Source organism: Acidovorax sp. JHL-3 (assembly GCF_000526295.1).
GTDB classification, from domain to species: Bacteria; Pseudomonadota; Gammaproteobacteria; order Burkholderiales; family Burkholderiaceae_C; genus Acidovorax; species Acidovorax defluvii.
Genome location: NZ_JAFU01000001.1, coordinates 58,711 through 77,150, shown reverse-complemented (window position 1 = coordinate 77,150; position 18,440 = coordinate 58,711). Strand labels below are relative to the sequence as shown.

The following is an 18,440-nucleotide window of genomic DNA, read 5'->3' as shown; positions in this document are numbered from 1 at the left end:
CGCGAGGACCAGGCAATTACATGCCCATGCCGCCCATGCCACCCATGCCGCCCATGTCAGGCATGCCGCCGCCAGCACCGGCTTCTTCCTTCGGTGCGTCAGCCACCATGCACTCGGTCGTCAGCAGCAGCGATGCCACCGATGCTGCGTTTTGCAGCGCCGTGCGGGTGACCTTGGTGGGGTCCAGAATGCCCAGTTCGAGCATGTCGCCGTAGCTGTCGTTGGCAGCGTTGAAGCCGAAGTTGCCCTTGCCGGCCAACACAGCGTTCACCACCACCGAGGCTTCGCCGCCGGCGTTGTTCACGATTTCGCGCAGAGGCGCTTCGATGGCCTTCAGCACCAGGGCAATGCCATGGTCCTGGTCAGCGTTGTCACCCTTGATGGAGGTGCCAACGGCTTGCTTGGCACGCAGCAGGGCCACGCCACCACCGGCCACAACGCCTTCTTCCACAGCTGCGCGCGTTGCGTGCAGTGCGTCTTCCACGCGGGCCTTCTTTTCCTTCATTTCGACTTCGGTGGCAGCGCCGACCTTGATCACGGCCACACCGCCGGCCAGCTTGGCCACGCGCTCTTGCAGCTTTTCGCGGTCGTAGTCGGACGTGGCTTCTTCGATCTGCACGCGCACTTGCTTGACGCGGGCTTCGATGTCAGCAGCAGCGCCAGCGCCGTCGATGATGATGGTGTTTTCCTTGCCCACTTCGATACGGGCAGCCGTGCCGAGGTCGGCCAGCGTCACCTTTTCGAGGGTCAGGCCCACTTCTTCAGCGATGACCTTGCCGCCCGTCAGGATGGCGATGTCTTCCAGCATGGCCTTGCGACGGTCGCCGAAGCCAGGTGCCTTCACAGCCACCACCTTCAGGATGCCGCGGATCGTGTTCACGACCAAGGTAGCCAGGGCTTCGCCTTCGACTTCTTCGGCAATGATCAGCAGCGGACGGCCAGCCTTGGCAACTTGCTCCAGCGTGGGCAGCAGGTCGCGGATGTTGCTGATCTTCTTGTCGAACAGCAGCACGAAGGGGTTGTCCAGAATCGCGGATTGCTTTTCGGGGTTGTTGATGAAGTAGGGCGACAGGTAGCCGCGGTCAAACTGCATGCCTTCCACGACGTCCAGTTCGCTTTCCAGCGACTTGCCGTCTTCCACGGTGATCACGCCTTCCTTGCCAACCTTGTCCATGGCGTCAGCGATCAGCTTGCCGATGGTTTCGTCGGAATTGGCAGAGATCGAGCCGACCTGTGCGATTTCCTTGGAGGTGGTGGTGGGCTTGGAAGCCTTCTTCAGCTCGGCAACCAGGGCCGTCACAGCCTTGTCGATACCGCGCTTGAGGTCCATCGGGTTGATACCGGCGGCCACGTACTTGAAGCCTTCGCGAACGATGGCTTGTGCCAGCACGGTGGCGGTGGTGGTGCCGTCACCCGCGTTGTCGCTGGTCTTGGAGGCCACTTCCTTCACGAGCTGGGCGCCCATGTTCTGCAGCTTGTCCTTGAGTTCGATTTCCTTGGCCACGGACACACCGTCCTTGGTCACGGTAGGGGCGCCGAACGAGCGCTCCAGCACCACATTGCGACCCTTGGGGCCCAGAGTCACCTTGACCGCGTTGGCCAAAATGTTCACGCCTTCAACCATGCGTGCGCGGGCTTCGCCGCCGAAAACTACGTCTTTTGCTGCCATGATGGAGCTCCTGAATATCTAAAAATTTGTGAAACAGATGACTGTGTCGGGAAAAGAATTGCGTAGCGAGCGGTTCACAGGCTAGGCGGACGGAGCGCAGGAACCGGAACGTACTCCCTGTACGTGAGGACTCCGAGCACCGCCCAACGACGCATGTGGGCCGCGCAGTAGCAATTACTTCTCGACAACGGCGAACAGGTCGTCTTCTTTCATGACCAAGAGTTCGTCTCCGCCGACCTTGACGGTCTGGCCCGAGTACTTGCCGAACAGAACGCGGTCGCCGACCTTCACGTTCAGGGCGATCAGCTCGCCCTTGTCGTTCTTCTTGCCGGGGCCGACGGCCAGCACTTCACCTTGATCAGGCTTTTCAGCGGCGTTGTCAGGGATCACGATGCCGGAGGCGGTCGTGGTTTCGCTTTCGATACGCTTGACGATCACGCGATCGTGCAGAGGGCGAAGATTCATTGCATTGCTCCTGTTGACTGAAAAAAATAGCCGGATTACAAGCGCCCGAAGTTTCGGACGCCACCAAACTTCCTCCGCACCAGCGCCTTGTTAGCACTCGTTTGGGGTGAGTGCTAATGATACGGGCATTTGTGGCCATTTCAAGACGCCCCTGTGCGAGCGGGGGATTTTGGGTGGGGTTGCAGCGTGCAGTCACCCTGATGGGTGTGCCCTGGCCAGACCGTGTTGCGCTCACCTGGCCGTGCGTTTATGCGGGGGGTTGAGTGCCGCAAAAATATAGGCTAATTGGGCAATGCCAGCAAGCACTTGCGCCTGTTTTTGCTCCCAATCATGTGGATCGGAGTCATTGAGCTTACTCAGGCCCCCTGCCGGGCCACCAGCGCATCCAGCCCCATGGCGCGGATGGTGATGGCGGCGGCGTCGGCGTCAGCGCGGTCGCTGTAGGGTCCCACCCGCACTCTTAGTCGGCGCTTTTTGCCCACCCGTGTTTCCTGCCGAAAGGCAGGCAGGCCCTCGTTGAGCAACCGCGCCTGGGCCTTGCGGGCATTGGCTTCTTCGGCAAAAAGACCAACGTTGATGTAGTAGCCCGGCGCAGTGCCGACTGCTGGCAGGGGTTGGGCGGTGCTTGCGGAGGCGGTGGTGTCTGGCGGTGCTGCCGGAGCGTCGGGAGCGGATGCCCTGGCCTTGGCCTGAGGCGGCGAGAGGCGTTTTGGGGGCGTGGCCTTGTCTGCGGCCTGCGCCAGGGGCGCTGCGGCAGGAGGGGTGGAGGAGGCGGGTTGTGGTTGAGCAGCAGGAGCAGGAGCAGGAGCCTGTTCGGAAGCTGCCGCAGGCACCGGGGTGGGCATTGTTTCCGAGGCGGGCAATTGGGTGGGGGCGGCGCTGTCGGTCGCTGCTGGCGACGGCAGTGCTGCGGGTTCTGACGCTACTGGCAGGGCCGAAATGGTGGCTGGGTGCGGGAGCGGTGGTGGTGGCGCTGGTGGCTCGGAGGGGGTGAGAGGCACGGGGCGAATCGGGGCAACGGGCGTGGCAGAGTCTGCCCCCGCCGTGCCGGTGGAAGGCATGGCCAGATAGGCACCGGCAGCGGCCAGCGCCAAGGCCAGATTGCCAGCCACCAGCCAGGCGAGCCGTTTCCAGGAGCTGGCTTGCCGCGCCAGCAGTGCGCAGGCTTCGTTGAGGGTATGCGTGGCAGTAAGGGCCCGCGCTATTTTTTTGTGGGTATCGGCATGCAGCAGGGCATTGCCGTAAAGGCCAGGCACGGCACAACTGAGCAGTACAAACGCCGCCGCCACGCCCCATTCCACTGCCTCGGGCCACTCCAGCAGCGGGCGTCCCACCCCGAACACCAGCAGTGCCACGCCCTCGGCCGCCGCCACATACACCAGCGCTGCGCCCCACAGCTGGCGAAACACCATCCAGTTCAGGGTGCACAGGCTGGCGGCCCAGTTCCAGCTGGTGGTGGTGCGGCCCGCCTCATCGAAGCGCGCAAAAATCGGCAGATAGCGGGATAGATGCACGGGGCCCAGCGCGGCGCTGTAAAGCGCCGTCAAGGCGCTGTCGGACCGGGGTTTCGACGGCAGCTGTGCGGTAATTTCTGCAGATTCCGTGGTGGCGTGCATGGCTGATTCTGGCATGTGCCGATCCGCAGGCCACGGGGTTTGACCGTGGTGTTGCAGCGGCGCAGCGGCCCTTGCCCGCAGTTGCAGAGGCGGCCGCCGGGCCGTGCGGGAGGCGCCGGGTTGGCAGTGCAGGTGCGTGGGCCGTGGAATATATGCCAAAACGGCCGCTAGCCCTTTTGGGTAAAGCGCTAGCAGCTATCAAAATTGATGATGCCGATGGGGTGCAGCACACACCGTTCGCGCTGGGTGAAACCGTTTCACGAGTTCAATGCGAACGGCTCCAGCCTTATGGCACCGGTCCCGCCACCCAGCACCATGCACCATGCGCGGCTCGGCCCTGTGGGTTGCTTATGCCCCCCGCACCATCGCCAGGATCTGCCCTGCGTCCAGCGTAGCGGCCTTCTGCTGGATTTGCGGCAGGTATTGCGTCTGGAGTTGCTTGGCGGGGCCGAGCAGGTTCTGGAAGGTTTCGCGCAGCATGGCCGTGCTCATCACCCGGCCGCCCGCGTAGTAGCGCCGGGCTACCTGCCCCAGCGCGTAGGTGGTGGCAAACGAAAACGCCATGCCGGTGGCGGCACCGCCCATGCGGCCCAGGGTTTTGCTCGCTGCCTTGCCCAAGAGGCCACCGAGCAACTTGCGGCCAAACTGCTCCAGGTATTGCGAGGTCAGGCCCACCCCGGCGGCGGCGATGAATTCCTTGATGTGGCCCTGGTCCAGCTCTACGCCGTAGGCCTTGCCAATGCCATACACCATCTTCACCTGCAGCGGAATGATGGCCATCGACGCCCACGACTGCGGCAGCAACTCCAGTGCGCCGTTGAGCAGGGCGTAGTTGAGGATGGATTTGTCCAAGTCCGCATCCGATGTGCCCGTGGCGGGGGCAGCGGGCGCGGTACCCGGTGCTGCTACTGCAGGCAGGGTGGGCGGGATGGCTTTTTCTGCCACATCCACCAGCGCATCGGCTTCCTGGTCAAACGCCGCAGTCTGCTGGGCATCGAGTTGCAGCGCCGTTTTGAGCGTGGCCAGAAAGTCGCGCTCGGCCGCCGTCTGGCGGCCGTCCACATCGCACACGCACACCGCCATTTCGTAGGCCAGCTGGCGCTGCATGGGGTCACCCAAGGCGCTGGCCGCCGCCTGCACACTGGTGCGCTGCAGCAGCACGTCCTGGTAGATGCGCGGCAGGTCGGCCATGCCCGCGTCGCCAGCCAGCGACTGGGCCAGGCGGCGGATTTCCTCGCGCTCGGTGTCGTCCTTGCTGCCGTCGGCAAATGCGGCCAAAAGGGCAATGGTAAGAATGGATTTTTGCTGGTCCAGGGTCATGGTGGCAGGTCTCGCGCGGCGTTAAAAATGGTGAGGGGCGGATGGCTTGGCGCAGCACCAACGCGGTGCTGTGCAAGTGCCGCTCACACAGGTGCAGTCTAGGCAAGCTTGTTTCAACGCCACAGTTTGTGTGGAATTGTGGGCGGGTGCCCCTGCAATGGCGTGGCACAACCATGCGCTGCAAGTACATCGCCTGTAGCCGCAGTGCCCCGCTGGCTGCGCAGGCATTGCCAAGTCACTACCATGCAGCTTTTCCCCGCCGGAGCACTTTGCCATGCCTGCCACGCCCACTGCCCTCAAGATTGATTTCGTCTCTGACGTGTCCTGCCCCTGGTGCATCATCGGGCTCAAGGCGCTGGAGCAGGCGGCAGATCGGCTGAAGGATGAAGTCGCGGTCGACCTGCACTTTCAGCCTTTCGAGCTGAACCCGCAGATGGCACCGGAAGGCCAGGACATTGGCGAGCACCTGCACGAAAAGTACGGCGCCTCGCCCGAGCAGAGCCAGAAGAACCGCGAATCCATTGCCGCGCGCGGTGCCGAGCTGGGATTCACCTTCGGCATGGACAAGCGCAGCCGCATCTACAACACCTTTGATGCGCACCGCCTGCTGCACTGGGCGCAAGAGCACGGCCTGCAGCGAGCGCTCAAACATGCGCTGTTCACGGCGTATTTCACCGATGGGCAGGACCCCAGCAGCCACGAAGTGCTGGTGCGGGTGGCGGGCGAGGTGGGGCTGAACCCTGATGCCGCCCGCGAGCTGCTGGCCTCAGACCGCTATGCCACCGAGGTGCGCGAGCGCGAGCAGTTCTATCAGCAGCAGGGCATTCACTCGGTGCCCGCGATCATCATCAACGACCGCCACCTGATCTCGGGCGGGCAGCCGGTGGAGGTGTTCGAACAGGCGCTGCGCCAGATTGCGGCGCAGGGTTGATGGGGTTGATTTGCTATAAAATTAATAGCTGTTAGCGCTTTAAGGGTAAGGGCTAGAGGCTGATTTCATTAAAAAACCAACCGGGTGCTCCATGCGAACGGGTGCGTGACCCATCCTCAAAGGCTGGTTTTGTCACCGCCTGCATGCAAGGGGCAGGCCCTTCGACTAGCCCAGGATGAATGGCGTTGACGGGCTGCCTCCGGCGTAGCGCCCGCCGGTTCACTTGCGCAGCGGAATCGGCGTGGCGCGGTCCACCGGCACGGCGGTTACGCTGTTCTGGGGCGAACCGTCGATCAGCTTTTCTGAATAGGTGAGGTAGACCAGCGTGTTGCGCGCCGGGTCCACCATGCGCACGATGCGCAGGCGCTTGAACAGGATCGACATGCGCTCGCTGAAAACTTCTTCCTGCTTCTTGAGCGGCTCAGGGATGCTGATGGCACCTACCTGGCGGCAGGCGATCGATGCCTCTGCGCGGTCTTCGGCCAGGCCCAGCGTGCCTTTGACGCCCCCGATACGCGCGCGCGAGACATAGCAGGTCACGCCCTGCACGCCGGGGTCGTCGTAGGCCTCCACGATGATGTCGTGGTCGCGTCCGATCCATTGAAAGGCCGTGTCCACTGTGCCGATTTTTTCACCGGAAGCGGCCAGCGCAGCGCCCGACAGCAGGGTGGAGGCCAGCAGGCCCCCGGCCACAGCCACCCGACCTGCCCATCGGCGCGCGGCCATCATGCGGCCACTCCCGCTTCGGCGCAGCGCCGGGCCAGGTGCGCCAGGGCTTCTTCCACCTGGTCCACCAGCACCAGGCACAGGTCGCCCGGCTGCAGGCGATCCAGGGCAGTGTCGATGGCAATGAACTCGCCCCGGATTTCCTCGACATGCCTGGTGCGGGCTGCGCCGGCAAGGCCTTCACGCAGCAGCGCCATCACTTCGCCATCGCCGCGGCCGCGTTGGGCGGCGTCCTGGTACAGGATCACGTCGTCAAAGGCCGCGCCGAGGATCACGGTCTGCTCGCGGATGTCTTCGTCGCGGCGGTCGCCGGCGCCGCTGATCACCACGCTGCGGCGGTTGCCGGGCAGTGCATCGACGGCGGCGACCAGGGCGCGCATGGCGTCGGGGTTGTGGCCGTAGTCGGCAATCACCGTGGCGCCCTTGAAGTCCATGAGGTTGAAGCGGCCCGGGGCGTTGTCGCTGTCATTCACAAAGCCCGAAAGACCGCGGCGAATGGTCTGCCAGGGCAGGCCAGCGCCCCAGGCGGCCGCCACGCTGGCCATGACGTTTTCGACCTGAAAACCGATCTTGCCGTTGCGCGTGATGGGTACGTCGCGCAGGTGGATGGTTTCGCGCCACGAGCCTTCTGCGGCCACCACGGAGTCGCCGTCCACATACACGGTGCGGTGGCCCTGGGCGCGGTGCGTGGCCATCACGGGGTGGTGGCGGTCGCTGGCAAAAAAGATGATCTTGCCTGGGCAAGACGAGGCCATGGCCGCCACGATGGGGTCGGTGGCGTTGAGCACGGCATAACCGGTGGCGGCCACGTTCTGCACGATCACGCGCTTCAATACCGCCAGGTCTTCCACCGTGGTGATGTAGTTCAGCCCCAGGTGGTCGCCCGCGCCGATGTTGGTGACCACGGCCACCTGGCAGCGGTCAAAACCCAGGCCTTCGCGCAAGATGCCGCCACGGGCCGTTTCGAACACCGCCGCGTCTACCTCGGGGTGCAGCAGCACGTTGCGGGCGCTCTTGGGGCCACTGCAGTCGCCGCTGTCGATCTGGCGGCCGTTCACATACACGCCATCGGTGTTGGTCATGCCCACGCGCATGCCCTGGGCCGTGAACAGGTGGGCGATCAGGCGTGCGGTAGTGGTCTTGCCGTTGGTGCCGGTGACGGCCACCACCGGAATGCGGCCGTTGTCGCCATGGGCGAACAGGCGGTCCACCATGGCCTGGCCCACGTTGCGGGGCTTGCCATAGCTGGGGGCCAGGTGCATGCGCAGGCCGGGGGCGGCGTTCACCTCCACAAAGCCGCCGCCTTGTTCTTCCAGCGGGCGCAACACGGTTTCGGCCACCATGTCCACGCCGCAGATGTGCAGGCCCACCATCTGGGCGGCGGCCACGGCGCGGGCGGCCACTTCGGGGTGCACGTCATCGGTCACATCGGTGGCGGTGCCGCCGGTGGACAGGTTGGCGTTGTTGCGCAGGATGACGCGCTGGCCCTTGGAGGGCACCGAATCGGGCGTCAAATCCTGCATGGCCAGGCGGGCCACGGCAATGTCATCGAGGCGTATCTTGGTGAGCGAAGTGGCGTGGCCTTCGCCACGGCGCGGGTCGAGATTGACCTGGTCCACCAGCTCGCGCACGGTGTGCTGGCCGTCGCCCAGCACCTGGGGCGGCTCACGCCGGGCGGCGGCCACCAGCTGGTCGCCCACCACCAGCAGGCGGAAATCGTGGCCGGGCAAAAAGCGCTCGACCATCACGGTGCCGTAGTCGGCCGCGTTCTTGTAGGCTTCTTCGAGCTGGGCGCGGTCGGTGATGTTGACCGTGACGCCCTTGCCCTGGTTGCCGTCCTGGGGCTTCACCACCACGGGCAAGCCGACCTTGAGGGCGACTTCCCAGGCCTCTTCCACGGTATCCACGGGCTGGCCCAGCGGCACCGGCACGCCGGCCGCGTGCAGCAGGCGCTTGGTGAGGTCTTTGTCCTGGCCAATCGATTCGGCCACGGCGCTGGTCGAATCGATTTCGGCGGCCTGGATGCGGCGCTGCCTGGAACCCCAGCCAAACTGCACCAGGCTGCCGCGGGTGAGGCGGCGAAACGGAATGTCGCGCGCCACGGCGGCATCGACGATGGCGCCGGTGCTCGGGCCCAGGCGCTCGTCTTCGTCCAGCTCTCGCAGGTTGGCAATGGCGGCTTCGGCATCGAAGTCGCCCTGGCCCAGCGCGGCGTTGATGAGGCGCTGGGCATCTTCAAAGGCCTGCCGGCCCACCGCTTCCTCGCTGTATTCCACGACCACCTGGTACACGCCGGGATCGATCGTGGCGGTGGTGCGGGCAAAGGTCACCGGGCAGCCGGCCTGGGCCTGCAGGGCCAGCGCTGCCGTTTGCAGCACATGGGCGAGCGAGACATCGCCGCTGCCGCCTTCGGGGTGCAACATGCCGATGGCCGGAAACAGGGCCCGCAGCCGGGCTTCGAAGCCGTCCATGCGGGAGATGGCCTGTTCAGACTCGGCGCAGGCCACCACGGCCTCGATGGCCATGTGGCGGCTCCAGAGGTTGGGGCCGCGCAGGGCCCGGGTGCGAGATACATCCATGAAAGTGTCTTTCTGTGGTCCATCAGGGCTGGCAGGCCCCGGTCAGTTCGAGGGTGATGGAATCAACAACGGGTTGGCATCAGGTGGGCAGGGTGCTCACGGACGGCAGTTCGGGCTCGAAAGTCTTGATCCCGGCGCCGATGAGGTCGGGGGCAATGTCCAGCGCCCAGGCGGCGCCAATTGCGGCCAGCAGGGCATCGGTGTCGGGCACGATGGCGTTGCGCCCGAAAGTCAGCTCGGACAGCGTGCCCAGCACATGCTCCGCGCTGCCCGTGGCCAGTACCACGCGGTTGTTGCGCACCACCACGGCCCGGCCATGGTCGCGGGCGCGGTGTTCCACGATGGCGGGCAGGCTGGCGTCTTGTGCGTACAGCACCACGTCGCCATCGCACAGCGGGGCGAGATCGGCCACTTGTGGGTCGGCAGCGTTGAGCACGGCGGCGCCGCCGTCCAGCACCACATCCACCTGCGTGCGCAGCACCTTGGTCATCTGCTCACGGGTCTGGATGTCGAATTCGGCCAGGTTTTCTGCGCCGTCCATGTCGGTGACCACGCCCACCTGGCAGCGGTCGTAGGCCAGCCCGTCGCGCAGGATGGTGCGGGCGTCGTTTTCAATCACGGCCGCTTGCACCATGCGGTTCATGAGCATGCGGTGGGCCGCCTCCCAGTGGGCGCTGTCTGCGGATTCCACGCAGCGGCGGTCCAGAAAAAGGCCATCACGGCAGGCCAGGCCGGTGTGACGCCCGCCCAGATGCAGCAGCCAGGCCACCAGGCGTGCAATGGTGGCGGTGCCCCGGGTGCCGGCCACGCCCACCACCGGGATGCGGCCGACGGTGTCATCGTCTTGGTGTTCTTCTGCGGGGAACAGGTGCTCGACGATGGCCTGGCCCACGGGCCGGGGCGCGCCCTCCGCGGGCTTGAGGTGCATGAGCAGGCCGGGGCCGGCGTTGACTTCCACAATGGCGCCGCCTTGTTCGTGCAGCGGGCGGGAGATGTCCTGCGCCACCATGTCGATACCGGCGATGTCCAGCCCCACCACCTTGGCGGCCAGCGCGGCGATGTAGGCCACCTCGGGATGCACGTCGTCGGTGCAATCCACGGCCACGTTGCCGTTGCGCTGCACCACGATCTGGCGGCCCGCGACGGGCACGGAGTCTGCGCCCAGGTCCTGGCGCTTGAGTTCGAGCTGCACCTTGGTGTCGGTTGCCAGGTCGATGATTTCGAGCGGGTATTCTTCTTCGTAGCCCCGGCGTGGGTCGGAGTTGAGCTGGGTGTCGATCAGTTCCTTGACGGTGGACCGGCCATTGCCGGTGATGGACACCACTTCACCCCGCGCCGCCGCCACCAGCTTGCCGCCCACCACCAGCAGGCGGTGTTCATCACCCAGGATGAAGCGCTCCACCATCACGTCGCTGCCTTCGGGGTAGGCGACGTGGTAGGCCGCCTCAATGTCTTCCTTCTTTCGCAGGTCCAGTGTCACGCCACGGCCATGGTTGCCGTCCGAGGGCTTCACCACGACGGGCAGGCCGATGTCCTCGGCGGCTTCCCAGGCCTCTTCAGGGCTGTTGACCACCTGGCCGTCTGGGATGGGCACACCGCAGGATTTGAGCAGGCTCTTGGTGAGGTCCTTGTCGGAGGCGATGCCCTCGGCAATGGCGCTGGTGAATTCGCTCTCGGCCGTCCAGATGCGGCGCTGGCGGGCCCCGTAACCCAGCTGCACCAGATTCCCGTCGTTCAGGCGGATATGCGGGATGCCGCGGTCGGTGGCCGCCGTGACGATGCACGCGGTGCTGGGGCCCAGGTAGCGGTCGTCCACCTCGGTGCGCACCTTGGCCACGGCCGACGGCACATCAAAAGGTTCATCGTTGATGGCGGCCATCAGCAGGCGGTGGCCTTGTGCCAGTGCCATGCGTGCCACCTGCTCGTCGCGGGCACGGAACACCATGCGGTAAACGCCGCGCACCGACGTGCTGCGCGTCTGGCCAAATCCCGTGGGCATGCCCGACAGATTGAGCAGCTCGATGACGACATGCTCCAGCACATGGCCACACCAGGTGCCTTCTTGCAGCCGCTGCAGGAAACCGCCGCGCTCGCCCACGCCGCAGTGGTGCTCTTCCAGCGCCGGCAACCAGGTGGTGAGGCGGTCGTTCAGCCCGGGAATGGTGTGGGAGGGATGGTCTTCCAGAACACCAAGGTCGAGCCAGACCTCGAGTGCCGGCCGGTAGGTCCAGATGTTGGGGCCGCGCAGGTAGTTGATGCGGAGCAGTTGGATATCGTCGATTTTTGCCATGTTGCGGAGCGGTTCAGGGGCACCGGGCGGGCCGGACAGGGAGTGCAATTGTGCGCCCGGTTGTGCGTGAGTTTTGCTATTGAAGGGGTGGAGGGGGGAGCCGTTTGCTCCGGCGCTTCAGGTTTCGGTCAAAATTCCGGCTTCTGCACCGCGTGCGGCTTTGTATCGCTGGCGGCAGAGAACCCAAACTTATGCAACATCACCATTCTGTGGACGCCTCCGGTGTCTTTTCTGGCCCCCAAGGGGCCGATTTGCGGGCCATGCTCGCTCCCCAAGAGAACGTGCTGGCGGCGTTACAGGTTGACCTGAGCGCCGAACTGCGCTTTGCCACCGGGTGGGTGGTGCTGACCCCGGAGCGCATCCTGGCCTGTGACCCGGGCGCTGCCGCCTGGCGTGCCTGGCCATTGTCCGGCGGGCTGGCGCTGCGGTTGCAAGACCATGGCGGGGTGGGAACGCTGGAGCTGCAGGCCCCCGATGCGCGGCTGGCCTTCTGGCGGTTCACCCTGGGCAATCATCCCCAGGCCCTGCGCCTGGTGCAGCGCTTCGAGCAGGCGGTGGCCCGCGGCCTGGTGGCTGGTGCGGCGCCGCAAGAGGCCGACGAGCCCACCTGCCCCCTGTGCCATACCCCGCTGCCCCCCGACACCGAAGAATGCCCCGCCTGCGCGCGTGCGCAGCCGCCGCAAACGTCTACCTGGGTGCTGCTGCGCCTGTGGCGCTTTGCGCGCCCCTACCGCAAGCAGCTGGCCGCTGGCTTTGCCCTCACACTGGCTTCTACTGCGGCCACGCTGGTGCCGCCCTATCTCACCATCCCGCTGATGGATGACATCCTGATCCCGTTCCAGAACGGCCAGCAGATCGAGCCCGGGCTGGTCGTGCTGTATCTGAGCGGCCTGCTGCTATCGGCACTGGCTGCATGGGGGCTCTCCTGGGCGCGCACCTACATCCTGGCGCTGGTGTCCGAGCGCATTGGCGCCGACCTGCGCACCACCACCTACGAGCACCTGCTGCGCCTGTCGCTTGACTACTTTGGCGGCAAGCGCACGGGCGACCTGATGGCACGCATCGGCTCCGAGACCGACCGCATCAACGTGTTCCTGTCACTGCATGCCCTCGATTTCGTCACCGATGTGCTGATGATCTGCATGACGGCGGCCATCCTTTTCTCGATCAACCCCTGGCTGGCATTGGTCACACTGGTGCCGCTGCCCTTTATTGGCTGGATGATTCACACCGTGCGCGACCGCCTGCGCACGGGTTTTGAGAAGATCGATCGCGTGTGGTCTGAGGTGACCAATGTGCTGGCCGACACCATTCCGGGCATCCGCGTGGTCAAGGCCTTCGCCCAGGAAAAGCGCGAAGCCCAGCGCTTTCGCGATGCCAACCAGCACAACCTGGAAGTGAACGACAAGCTCAACAAGACCTGGTCGGTGTTCACGCCTACCGTGTCGCTGCTGACCGAAATCGGCCTGCTCGTGGTCTGGGCGTTCGGCATCTGGCTGGTGTCGCACAACCAGATCACCGTGGGTGTGCTGACGGCCTTCATTGCCTACATCGGGCGCTTTTACGGCCGGCTCGATTCAATGAGCCGCATCGTTTCGGTCACGCAAAAGGCAGCGGCGGGCGCCAAGCGCATCTTTGACATCCTCGACCATGTCAGTAACGTGCCCGACCCGGTTCAACCCGTGAAGCTGGCCCGCGTGGAGGGTGCGATCCAGATGCGCAACGTGGGCTTTCGCTACGGCAGCCGCGCGGTCATCAAGCACCTGGATTTGGACATTCGCCCCGGCGAGATGATCGGCCTGGTGGGGCACAGCGGCTCGGGCAAGAGCACGCTGGTCAACCTGATCAGCCGGTTTTACGACGTGAGCGACGGTTCCATCCAGGTCGATGGCGTGGACATTCGGCGTTTTGCCGTGGCCGACTACCGCCGCCACATCGGCCTGGTGCTGCAGGAGCCCTTCCTGTTTTTCGGCACCATTGCCGAGAACATTGCCTACGGCAAGCCCGATGCCACGCGTGAAGAGATCATTGCGGCCGCCCGCGCCGCCCATGCGCACGAGTTCATCCTGCGCCTGCAGCACGGCTACGACTCACTGGTGGGCGAGCGCGGCCAGGGCCTGTCGGGTGGCGAGCGCCAGCGCATCAGCATTGCGCGCGCGCTGCTGATCGACCCGCGCATCCTGATACTGGACGAAGCTACGTCGGCCGTGGACACCGAAACCGAAAAGGAAATCCAGAAGGCGCTCGATAACCTGGTGCAAGGACGCACCACCATTGCCATCGCCCACCGCCTGTCCACCCTGCGCAAGGCCGATCGGCTGGTTGTGATGGACCGGGGCGAAGTGGTCGAGGTCGGGCCGCACGACGAACTCATGGCAAAAGAGGGCGCCTACTGGCGGCTGTATGAAGCGCAGGCCCGCCGAGCCGAAGAAGACGCACAGGCGGCTGGCGTCATCATCGACAGCGGTCTGCTGCACCCGGCGCACCCCGCTGGCAATACTTGATTGACACCGAAGGAACCGTCATGAACACCACTGCCTTCACGCTTGTGTCCTCTCCTGTATTCACCCTGGCTCGCAACTCCCACGGCCGCCTGGTTCTGACCCAGCCCGACGGCACTGCCCATGAGGGCGTAACGCCCGTGCGCGCATTTCCCATTGCGGCGCCCTCCGAAGGCCTTTCGCTCATCGGCCCGGATGGCCATGAGCTGGCATGGATTGACCGCCTGGACCAGCTGCCCGAGTCGGCACGCCACCTTATTGATGAGGAGCTGGCGGTACGGGAGTTTGTGCCCACTATCAGCCAGATCACGTCCGTATCGAGTTTCTCCACCCCCAGCACCTGGGCCGTTGTCACCGACAAAGGGCCCGCGCAGTTTGTGCTGAAGGCCGAGGAAGACATTCGTCGCCTGGGCGGGCGCACGCGTCTGCTGATTTCCGCGGGGGACGGCATGCAGTTTCGGGTGCCGGACACCACGGTGCTGGACAAGCACTCCCGGCGCTTGCTGGAGCGGTTTCTGTAAGCGCTTCGTAGCGCGTTGCGCAAGAAGGAGCGGGCATCGCTACACCGGCTGTTTTTTAAGGGTAAACCCTTGTTTTGGCCAATAAGGCGAAAAAGGGCTTAATTTCCCCTTCTTTTTGCCGTTATGGATGTACGAGGAGGCTGTAAAGCAATTTCTCGTTTCCATTCATGAAGGGCCATGGTTATGCAACTGCCACCTGTCGATCGATCGCCAAGCTGGCGTCCTCAGGGCGCTGATTTGTATTCCACTGGTGCTTCGGGCGCCCCTGCGGTGCGTCCCATCAACGCGCCCAACCCGGTCGAGTCCATGGACCGCCTGGGAGAAGGCGCCATCGTGCGCGAGCCCGATAAGCCCTCCGCCCCAGAGGCCCCCAACCGCGACTGGACGGAAGTCAAGAAAAAAGAAACGGTCGAGGAGCCCCCCGAGCCGCCCAAGGAACCCATCTCCAAGCAGTTGCTGGAGTTCATCCAGTCCATGTGGCGGGCCAGCGGCAGTGCGGTGGAGCTGGCACAGGACATCAACAAGATGACCCTGCAGGAACGCCTGGCCCAACAGGTCAAGGAAGAGCCACTGACCTATTCAGACCCCAAGATCAAGCGCACCTCGGGCTTGTAGGGCTGCCCGCTGGGTCTGCACGCATGCGTGGGGTTGATGCAAGCCCGCGCGTGGGAACGGGGTAAACACTTACCCGTGATATTTGCTATCAAATAAATAGCTTATGACGCTTGCTGCATAAGCACTTTGCGGCATTTTGACGTGTATTCCGTCGCGACCCATTGCATGGCCTCGCATTGCCTCAAATTGGGTCAAGGCTTCACGACCTGATTGCCCGACGCCACATCGGCTTGCGCGGCCCGCTTGCGTTGACGTTCTGCGCGGTATTTGACGGCAAAAACCTGCACTTCGGCGTAAGAAACGAGGTTGTCGCGGTTGGTGTCGGCGTCGTCAAAGGCGGCGGACAAAGGCGGAAAGAGCACCACTTCGCTGCGACTGAGCTTGCCGTCGCCGTTGAAGTCGAGCATCTTGAATTGCTGCATGGCCTTGATTTCGCCTTTGGAAAGCGGGGTACCGGCCTGTGCCGGAGCGCCGGCCACCGACGGGTTGGCCAGCGCCGCGGTGCAGCCCAGGGCAGCCAGCAGTGCCAGCGAAATTTTCATGCGCATGCGCAAAGCTCCTTGAATCGAACCCGACCATGGTGACATAGCTGCGGCTGGCCGGCGGTATTGCAACGCCGTGCAGGCAGGCTTTCACCGGGTGTTGCATGTTTTTGCCGGAGGGACACGGCCCACACATGGCAACTTTGCACTCAACGGGGCGGGGAACGCGCCTCAGTGGGCCGGCTGAGTGCCTTGGTTGGCGATGCCGCTGCGCACATGGCCGGCGGGCACATGGCGCGCTGCCGAGGTGACATGGCCCGTCTGGTCGTCAAAAAAGAAATCGGGCTCGAACTCGCGCAGGAACTCGCCCTTGGGCATGCCGCCCAGAAACATGGCTTCATCCACTGCGATCTGCCAGCTCATCAGCGTCTGGATGGCCCGCTCGTGTGCGGGCGCGCCGCGCGCCGTGACCAGTGCGGTGCGGATGCGCATGGACGGCGCGCCGCTTTGCTGCAGGCGGTGCAGGGCCGACAAAAAGGGCTTGAACGGCCCGGGGGGCAGGGGCAGCAAGGCTTTTTCGACCTCGTGGGCCTGGAAGGCGTCGAGCCCTGAAGACTGGAACACCCGCTCGGCCTCGTCCGAAAACAGCACGGCGTCGCCGTCGAACGCAATGCGCACTTCGTGCGGGTGGGCGATGCTGGCCTGGGCCGATTGCGTGGCGACCTGGGCAGCGGGGAAGCCCATGGCCAGCGCCTCGTTCACATCGGCCGCATTGGCCGAGAGAAACAGGTGCGCGCCCAGCGGCCGCAGGTAGCGAAACGGCGCCGCCCCCTGCGTGAAAACTCCGCGCTGCACAGACGCCAGCCCGTGGGCCTTGGCCGAGCGGAACACGCGCATGCCGCTGACCGGGTCGTTGCGCGACAGCACCACCACCTCCACCCGCTGCTGAGCGGGCTCGTTGAAGGCCAGCAGCTTCTTGACCAGCGAAAACGCCACGCCAGGCCGCGCTGGAACGTCCAGCCGGTCGAGCTGCAGCTGCATGTAGCTTTGCGGGTGGTCCGGGTCGAAGAGGCGGTTTTCTTCTTCAAAATCGAACAGTGCGCGCGACGAAATCGCCACCACCAGCTTGTCATCCAATGTCACGGCCATGGAGCCTCCATATCAGTTGCTCCACCGCGCGGCGCCCCATCCGCAGCCCACGCAACGGGCGTGGCCCAGACCAGCGGCCGCCGTGCAAGGGCCGCCCCGCCGCACTGGCGGCGTCCCCCCTCCGGCATTGCGCAGCGAGGCGAGAGAGGGGGTGAAGGCGCGCAGCGCCACAGGGGGGTGCACTTCACTTCACAAACTGGTTGAGCTGGATGATGGGCAGCAGCACCGCCAGCACGATCAGCATCACGATCAGGCCCATGGCCACGATGAGCAGCGGCTCCAGGATGGTGGCCAGCTGCATGGCGCGGCGCTGCACTTCGGTGGACAGCTGGGTGGCGGCGCGCTGCAGCATCACCGGCAGCTGGCCGGTCTGCTCGCCCAGGCGCGCAAACATCGACAACAGCCCGGGAAAGCGCTTTTTCTGCGCCAGTGCCGAGGCCAGCGGGGCACCCTCGCGCACCAGCACCAGCGCATCAAGTGCGTCGGCGCGCAGCGCGCGGTTGTTCAGGGTTTCGGCGGCAGCCTGCAGGGCCTTGAGGATGGGCACGCCCGCGCTGGCCAGCATGGCCAGGGTGCTGGCAAAGCGCGCCGCGTTGTAGCCGCGTGCCAGTTTGCCCACCAGGGGCAGGTTCAGCCAGGCGGCGTCAAATTTTTGGCGGAAATGCTCAAAAGTCAACGCCCATCTTGCGCCTATAGCTATAAATACAATAGCAATCAACATCAACCAGCCATAGCTTCGGACCACGGCGCTCAGCCCCAGCATGGCCACGGTGAGGAAGGGCAGGGCGCGCTTGGTGCCGGCAAACACGCTGGCCACCTGCGGCACCACGTAGCTCACCAGAAACAGCACGATCACGATGGCGACCAGGGTGACGATGGCCGGGTACAGCGCCGCGCCCATCAGCTTGGCCTGCAGGGCCTGGCGCTCTTCGAGGTCGTCGGCCAGGCGCTCCAGCACCAGGCCCAGGTTGCCGCTGTGCTCGCCCGCGCCGATGACGGCGCAGTAGATGTCTGAAAACTCGCGCGGGTGCTGGGCCAGGGCGCGGGCAAACGTGGCGCCGGCATTGACCTCGGCGCGCAGCGCGGCCACCAGGTGGCGCTGGCGTTCGTCGTCGGCTTCTTCGGCAAGCGCCGTGAGCGCCCGCTCCAGCGGCAGGCCGGACGACACGAGCCCGGCGATCTGGCGCGTCCAGATGGCCAGGGCCGAGGCGCCAAACACTGGCCGCGTGAACAACCGCTGGCCCAGGCTGGCCGAGCTGCCATCCAGCGACTGGCCGGTCTGCACCGGTTCCACCGCCAGCGGCACCAGCGCCTGGGCCCTCAGCAGGCTGCGCGCCGCCTTGGCCGTGTCGGCCTCCATGAGGCCCTTGCGGGTCTGGCCCTGGGCGTCCAGGGCTTCAAAGGAAAATGCGGGCATGCGATGCGAAGGGGCGGTAAAGAGGCGTTCGGGCGGGCAGTGAATCACACCACTGGCGGTCCCAGACAAAAAATTCGTCGGCCCGTGATGGTAGCGGCTCGCTGGTGCCTTGGCCGACGCACTGTGGTGGCGCCACGGCGATGACTCAGGTCAAGACGG

At 65.0% G+C, this 18,440-nt stretch carries 14 protein-coding genes; 4 read left to right on the top strand and 10 right to left on the bottom strand.

Annotated features, from left to right (window positions below; all coding sequences use genetic code 11):
* Positions 1–16 precede the first annotated feature (16 nt).
* From groL to K226_RS0100325, 4 genes are all read right to left on the bottom strand, one after another.
* Positions 17–1,669, bottom strand: a complete 1,653-nt coding sequence (gene groL / locus K226_RS0100340) for a chaperonin GroEL (protein ID WP_024812885.1) — start codon at positions 1,667–1,669, stop codon at positions 17–19.
* Positions 1,670–1,843: 174 nt separating this feature from the next.
* Positions 1,844–2,134 (bottom strand): co-chaperone GroES, encoded by a 291-nt coding sequence (locus K226_RS0100335; RefSeq protein ID WP_024812884.1) that lies wholly within the window; start codon positions 2,132–2,134, stop codon positions 1,844–1,846.
* Positions 2,135–2,490: 356 nt separating this feature from the next.
* Complete coding sequence (locus K226_RS0100330) at positions 2,491–3,750, bottom strand: SPOR domain-containing protein (protein WP_024812883.1); 1,260 nt, start codon at positions 3,748–3,750, stop codon at positions 2,491–2,493.
* Positions 3,751–4,098: 348 nt separating this feature from the next.
* Positions 4,099–5,070: a YcjF family protein gene (locus K226_RS0100325; protein WP_024812882.1), complete on the bottom strand. Its 972-nt coding sequence runs from the start codon at positions 5,068–5,070 to the stop codon at positions 4,099–4,101.
* Positions 5,071–5,344: 274 nt separating this feature from the next.
* On the opposite strand from K226_RS0100325, the gene K226_RS0100320 reads away from it, so the two are divergent.
* Positions 5,345–6,001 (top strand): DsbA family oxidoreductase, encoded by a 657-nt coding sequence (locus K226_RS0100320; protein WP_024812881.1) that lies wholly within the window; start codon positions 5,345–5,347, stop codon positions 5,999–6,001.
* 219 nt (positions 6,002–6,220) lie between these two features.
* Here the strand turns inward: K226_RS0100320 and K226_RS0100315 are convergent, their stop codons facing one another.
* The 3 genes from K226_RS0100315 to cphA (K226_RS0100305) all read right to left on the bottom strand — a co-directional run bounded on the left by K226_RS0100315 (position 6,221) and on the right by cphA (K226_RS0100305) (position 11,596).
* A complete protein-coding gene (locus K226_RS0100315) occupies positions 6,221–6,730 on the bottom strand; it encodes a CreA family protein (RefSeq protein ID WP_024812880.1) in 510 nt (169 codons plus the stop codon).
* Positions 6,727–9,306, bottom strand: coding sequence for a cyanophycin synthetase (gene cphA / locus K226_RS0100310; protein ID WP_024812879.1), 2,580 nt, complete (start codon positions 9,304–9,306; stop codon positions 6,727–6,729). The genes K226_RS0100315 and cphA (K226_RS0100310) overlap by 4 nt, the downstream gene beginning before the upstream one ends.
* A 79-nt stretch (positions 9,307–9,385) precedes the next feature.
* The gene (gene cphA, locus K226_RS0100305; RefSeq protein ID WP_024812878.1) at positions 9,386–11,596 is read right to left on the bottom strand and encodes a cyanophycin synthetase; all 2,211 of its coding nucleotides are present in this window, start codon (positions 11,594–11,596) and stop codon (positions 9,386–9,388) included.
* A 191-nt stretch (positions 11,597–11,787) separates the two neighbouring features.
* Between cphA (K226_RS0100305) and K226_RS0100300 the strand changes: the two genes are divergently transcribed.
* From K226_RS0100300 to K226_RS0100290, 3 genes are all read left to right on the top strand, one after another.
* Positions 11,788–14,100 (top strand): ABC transporter ATP-binding protein, encoded by a 2,313-nt coding sequence (locus tag K226_RS0100300; protein ID WP_024812877.1) that lies wholly within the window; start codon positions 11,788–11,790, stop codon positions 14,098–14,100.
* Between the two features lie 20 nt (positions 14,101–14,120).
* Positions 14,121–14,618 (top strand): DUF1854 domain-containing protein, encoded by a 498-nt coding sequence (locus K226_RS0100295; protein WP_024812876.1) that lies wholly within the window; start codon positions 14,121–14,123, stop codon positions 14,616–14,618.
* A gap of 183 nt (positions 14,619–14,801) precedes the next feature.
* Positions 14,802–15,233 carry a hypothetical protein gene (locus tag K226_RS0100290; RefSeq protein ID WP_024812875.1) on the top strand — a complete coding sequence of 144 codons (432 nt, stop codon included), beginning with the start codon at positions 14,802–14,804 and terminating at the stop codon, positions 15,231–15,233.
* 191 nt (positions 15,234–15,424) lie between these two features.
* On the opposite strand, the gene K226_RS0100285 is transcribed toward K226_RS0100290, so the two are convergent.
* The 3 genes from K226_RS0100285 to gspF form a co-directional block, all read right to left on the bottom strand.
* Positions 15,425–15,781: an EF-hand domain-containing protein gene (locus K226_RS0100285; protein ID WP_035240768.1), complete on the bottom strand. Its 357-nt coding sequence runs from the start codon at positions 15,779–15,781 to the stop codon at positions 15,425–15,427.
* 165 nt (positions 15,782–15,946) lie between these two features.
* Positions 15,947–16,864 carry a 5'-nucleotidase gene (locus tag K226_RS0100280; RefSeq protein WP_024812873.1) on the bottom strand — a complete coding sequence of 306 codons (918 nt, stop codon included), beginning with the start codon at positions 16,862–16,864 and terminating at the stop codon, positions 15,947–15,949.
* A gap of 184 nt (positions 16,865–17,048) precedes the next feature.
* Positions 17,049–18,281 (bottom strand): type II secretion system inner membrane protein GspF, encoded by a 1,233-nt coding sequence (gene gspF, locus K226_RS0100275; protein WP_024812872.1) that lies wholly within the window; start codon positions 18,279–18,281, stop codon positions 17,049–17,051.
* Between the last annotated feature and the right edge of the window lie 159 nt (positions 18,282–18,440).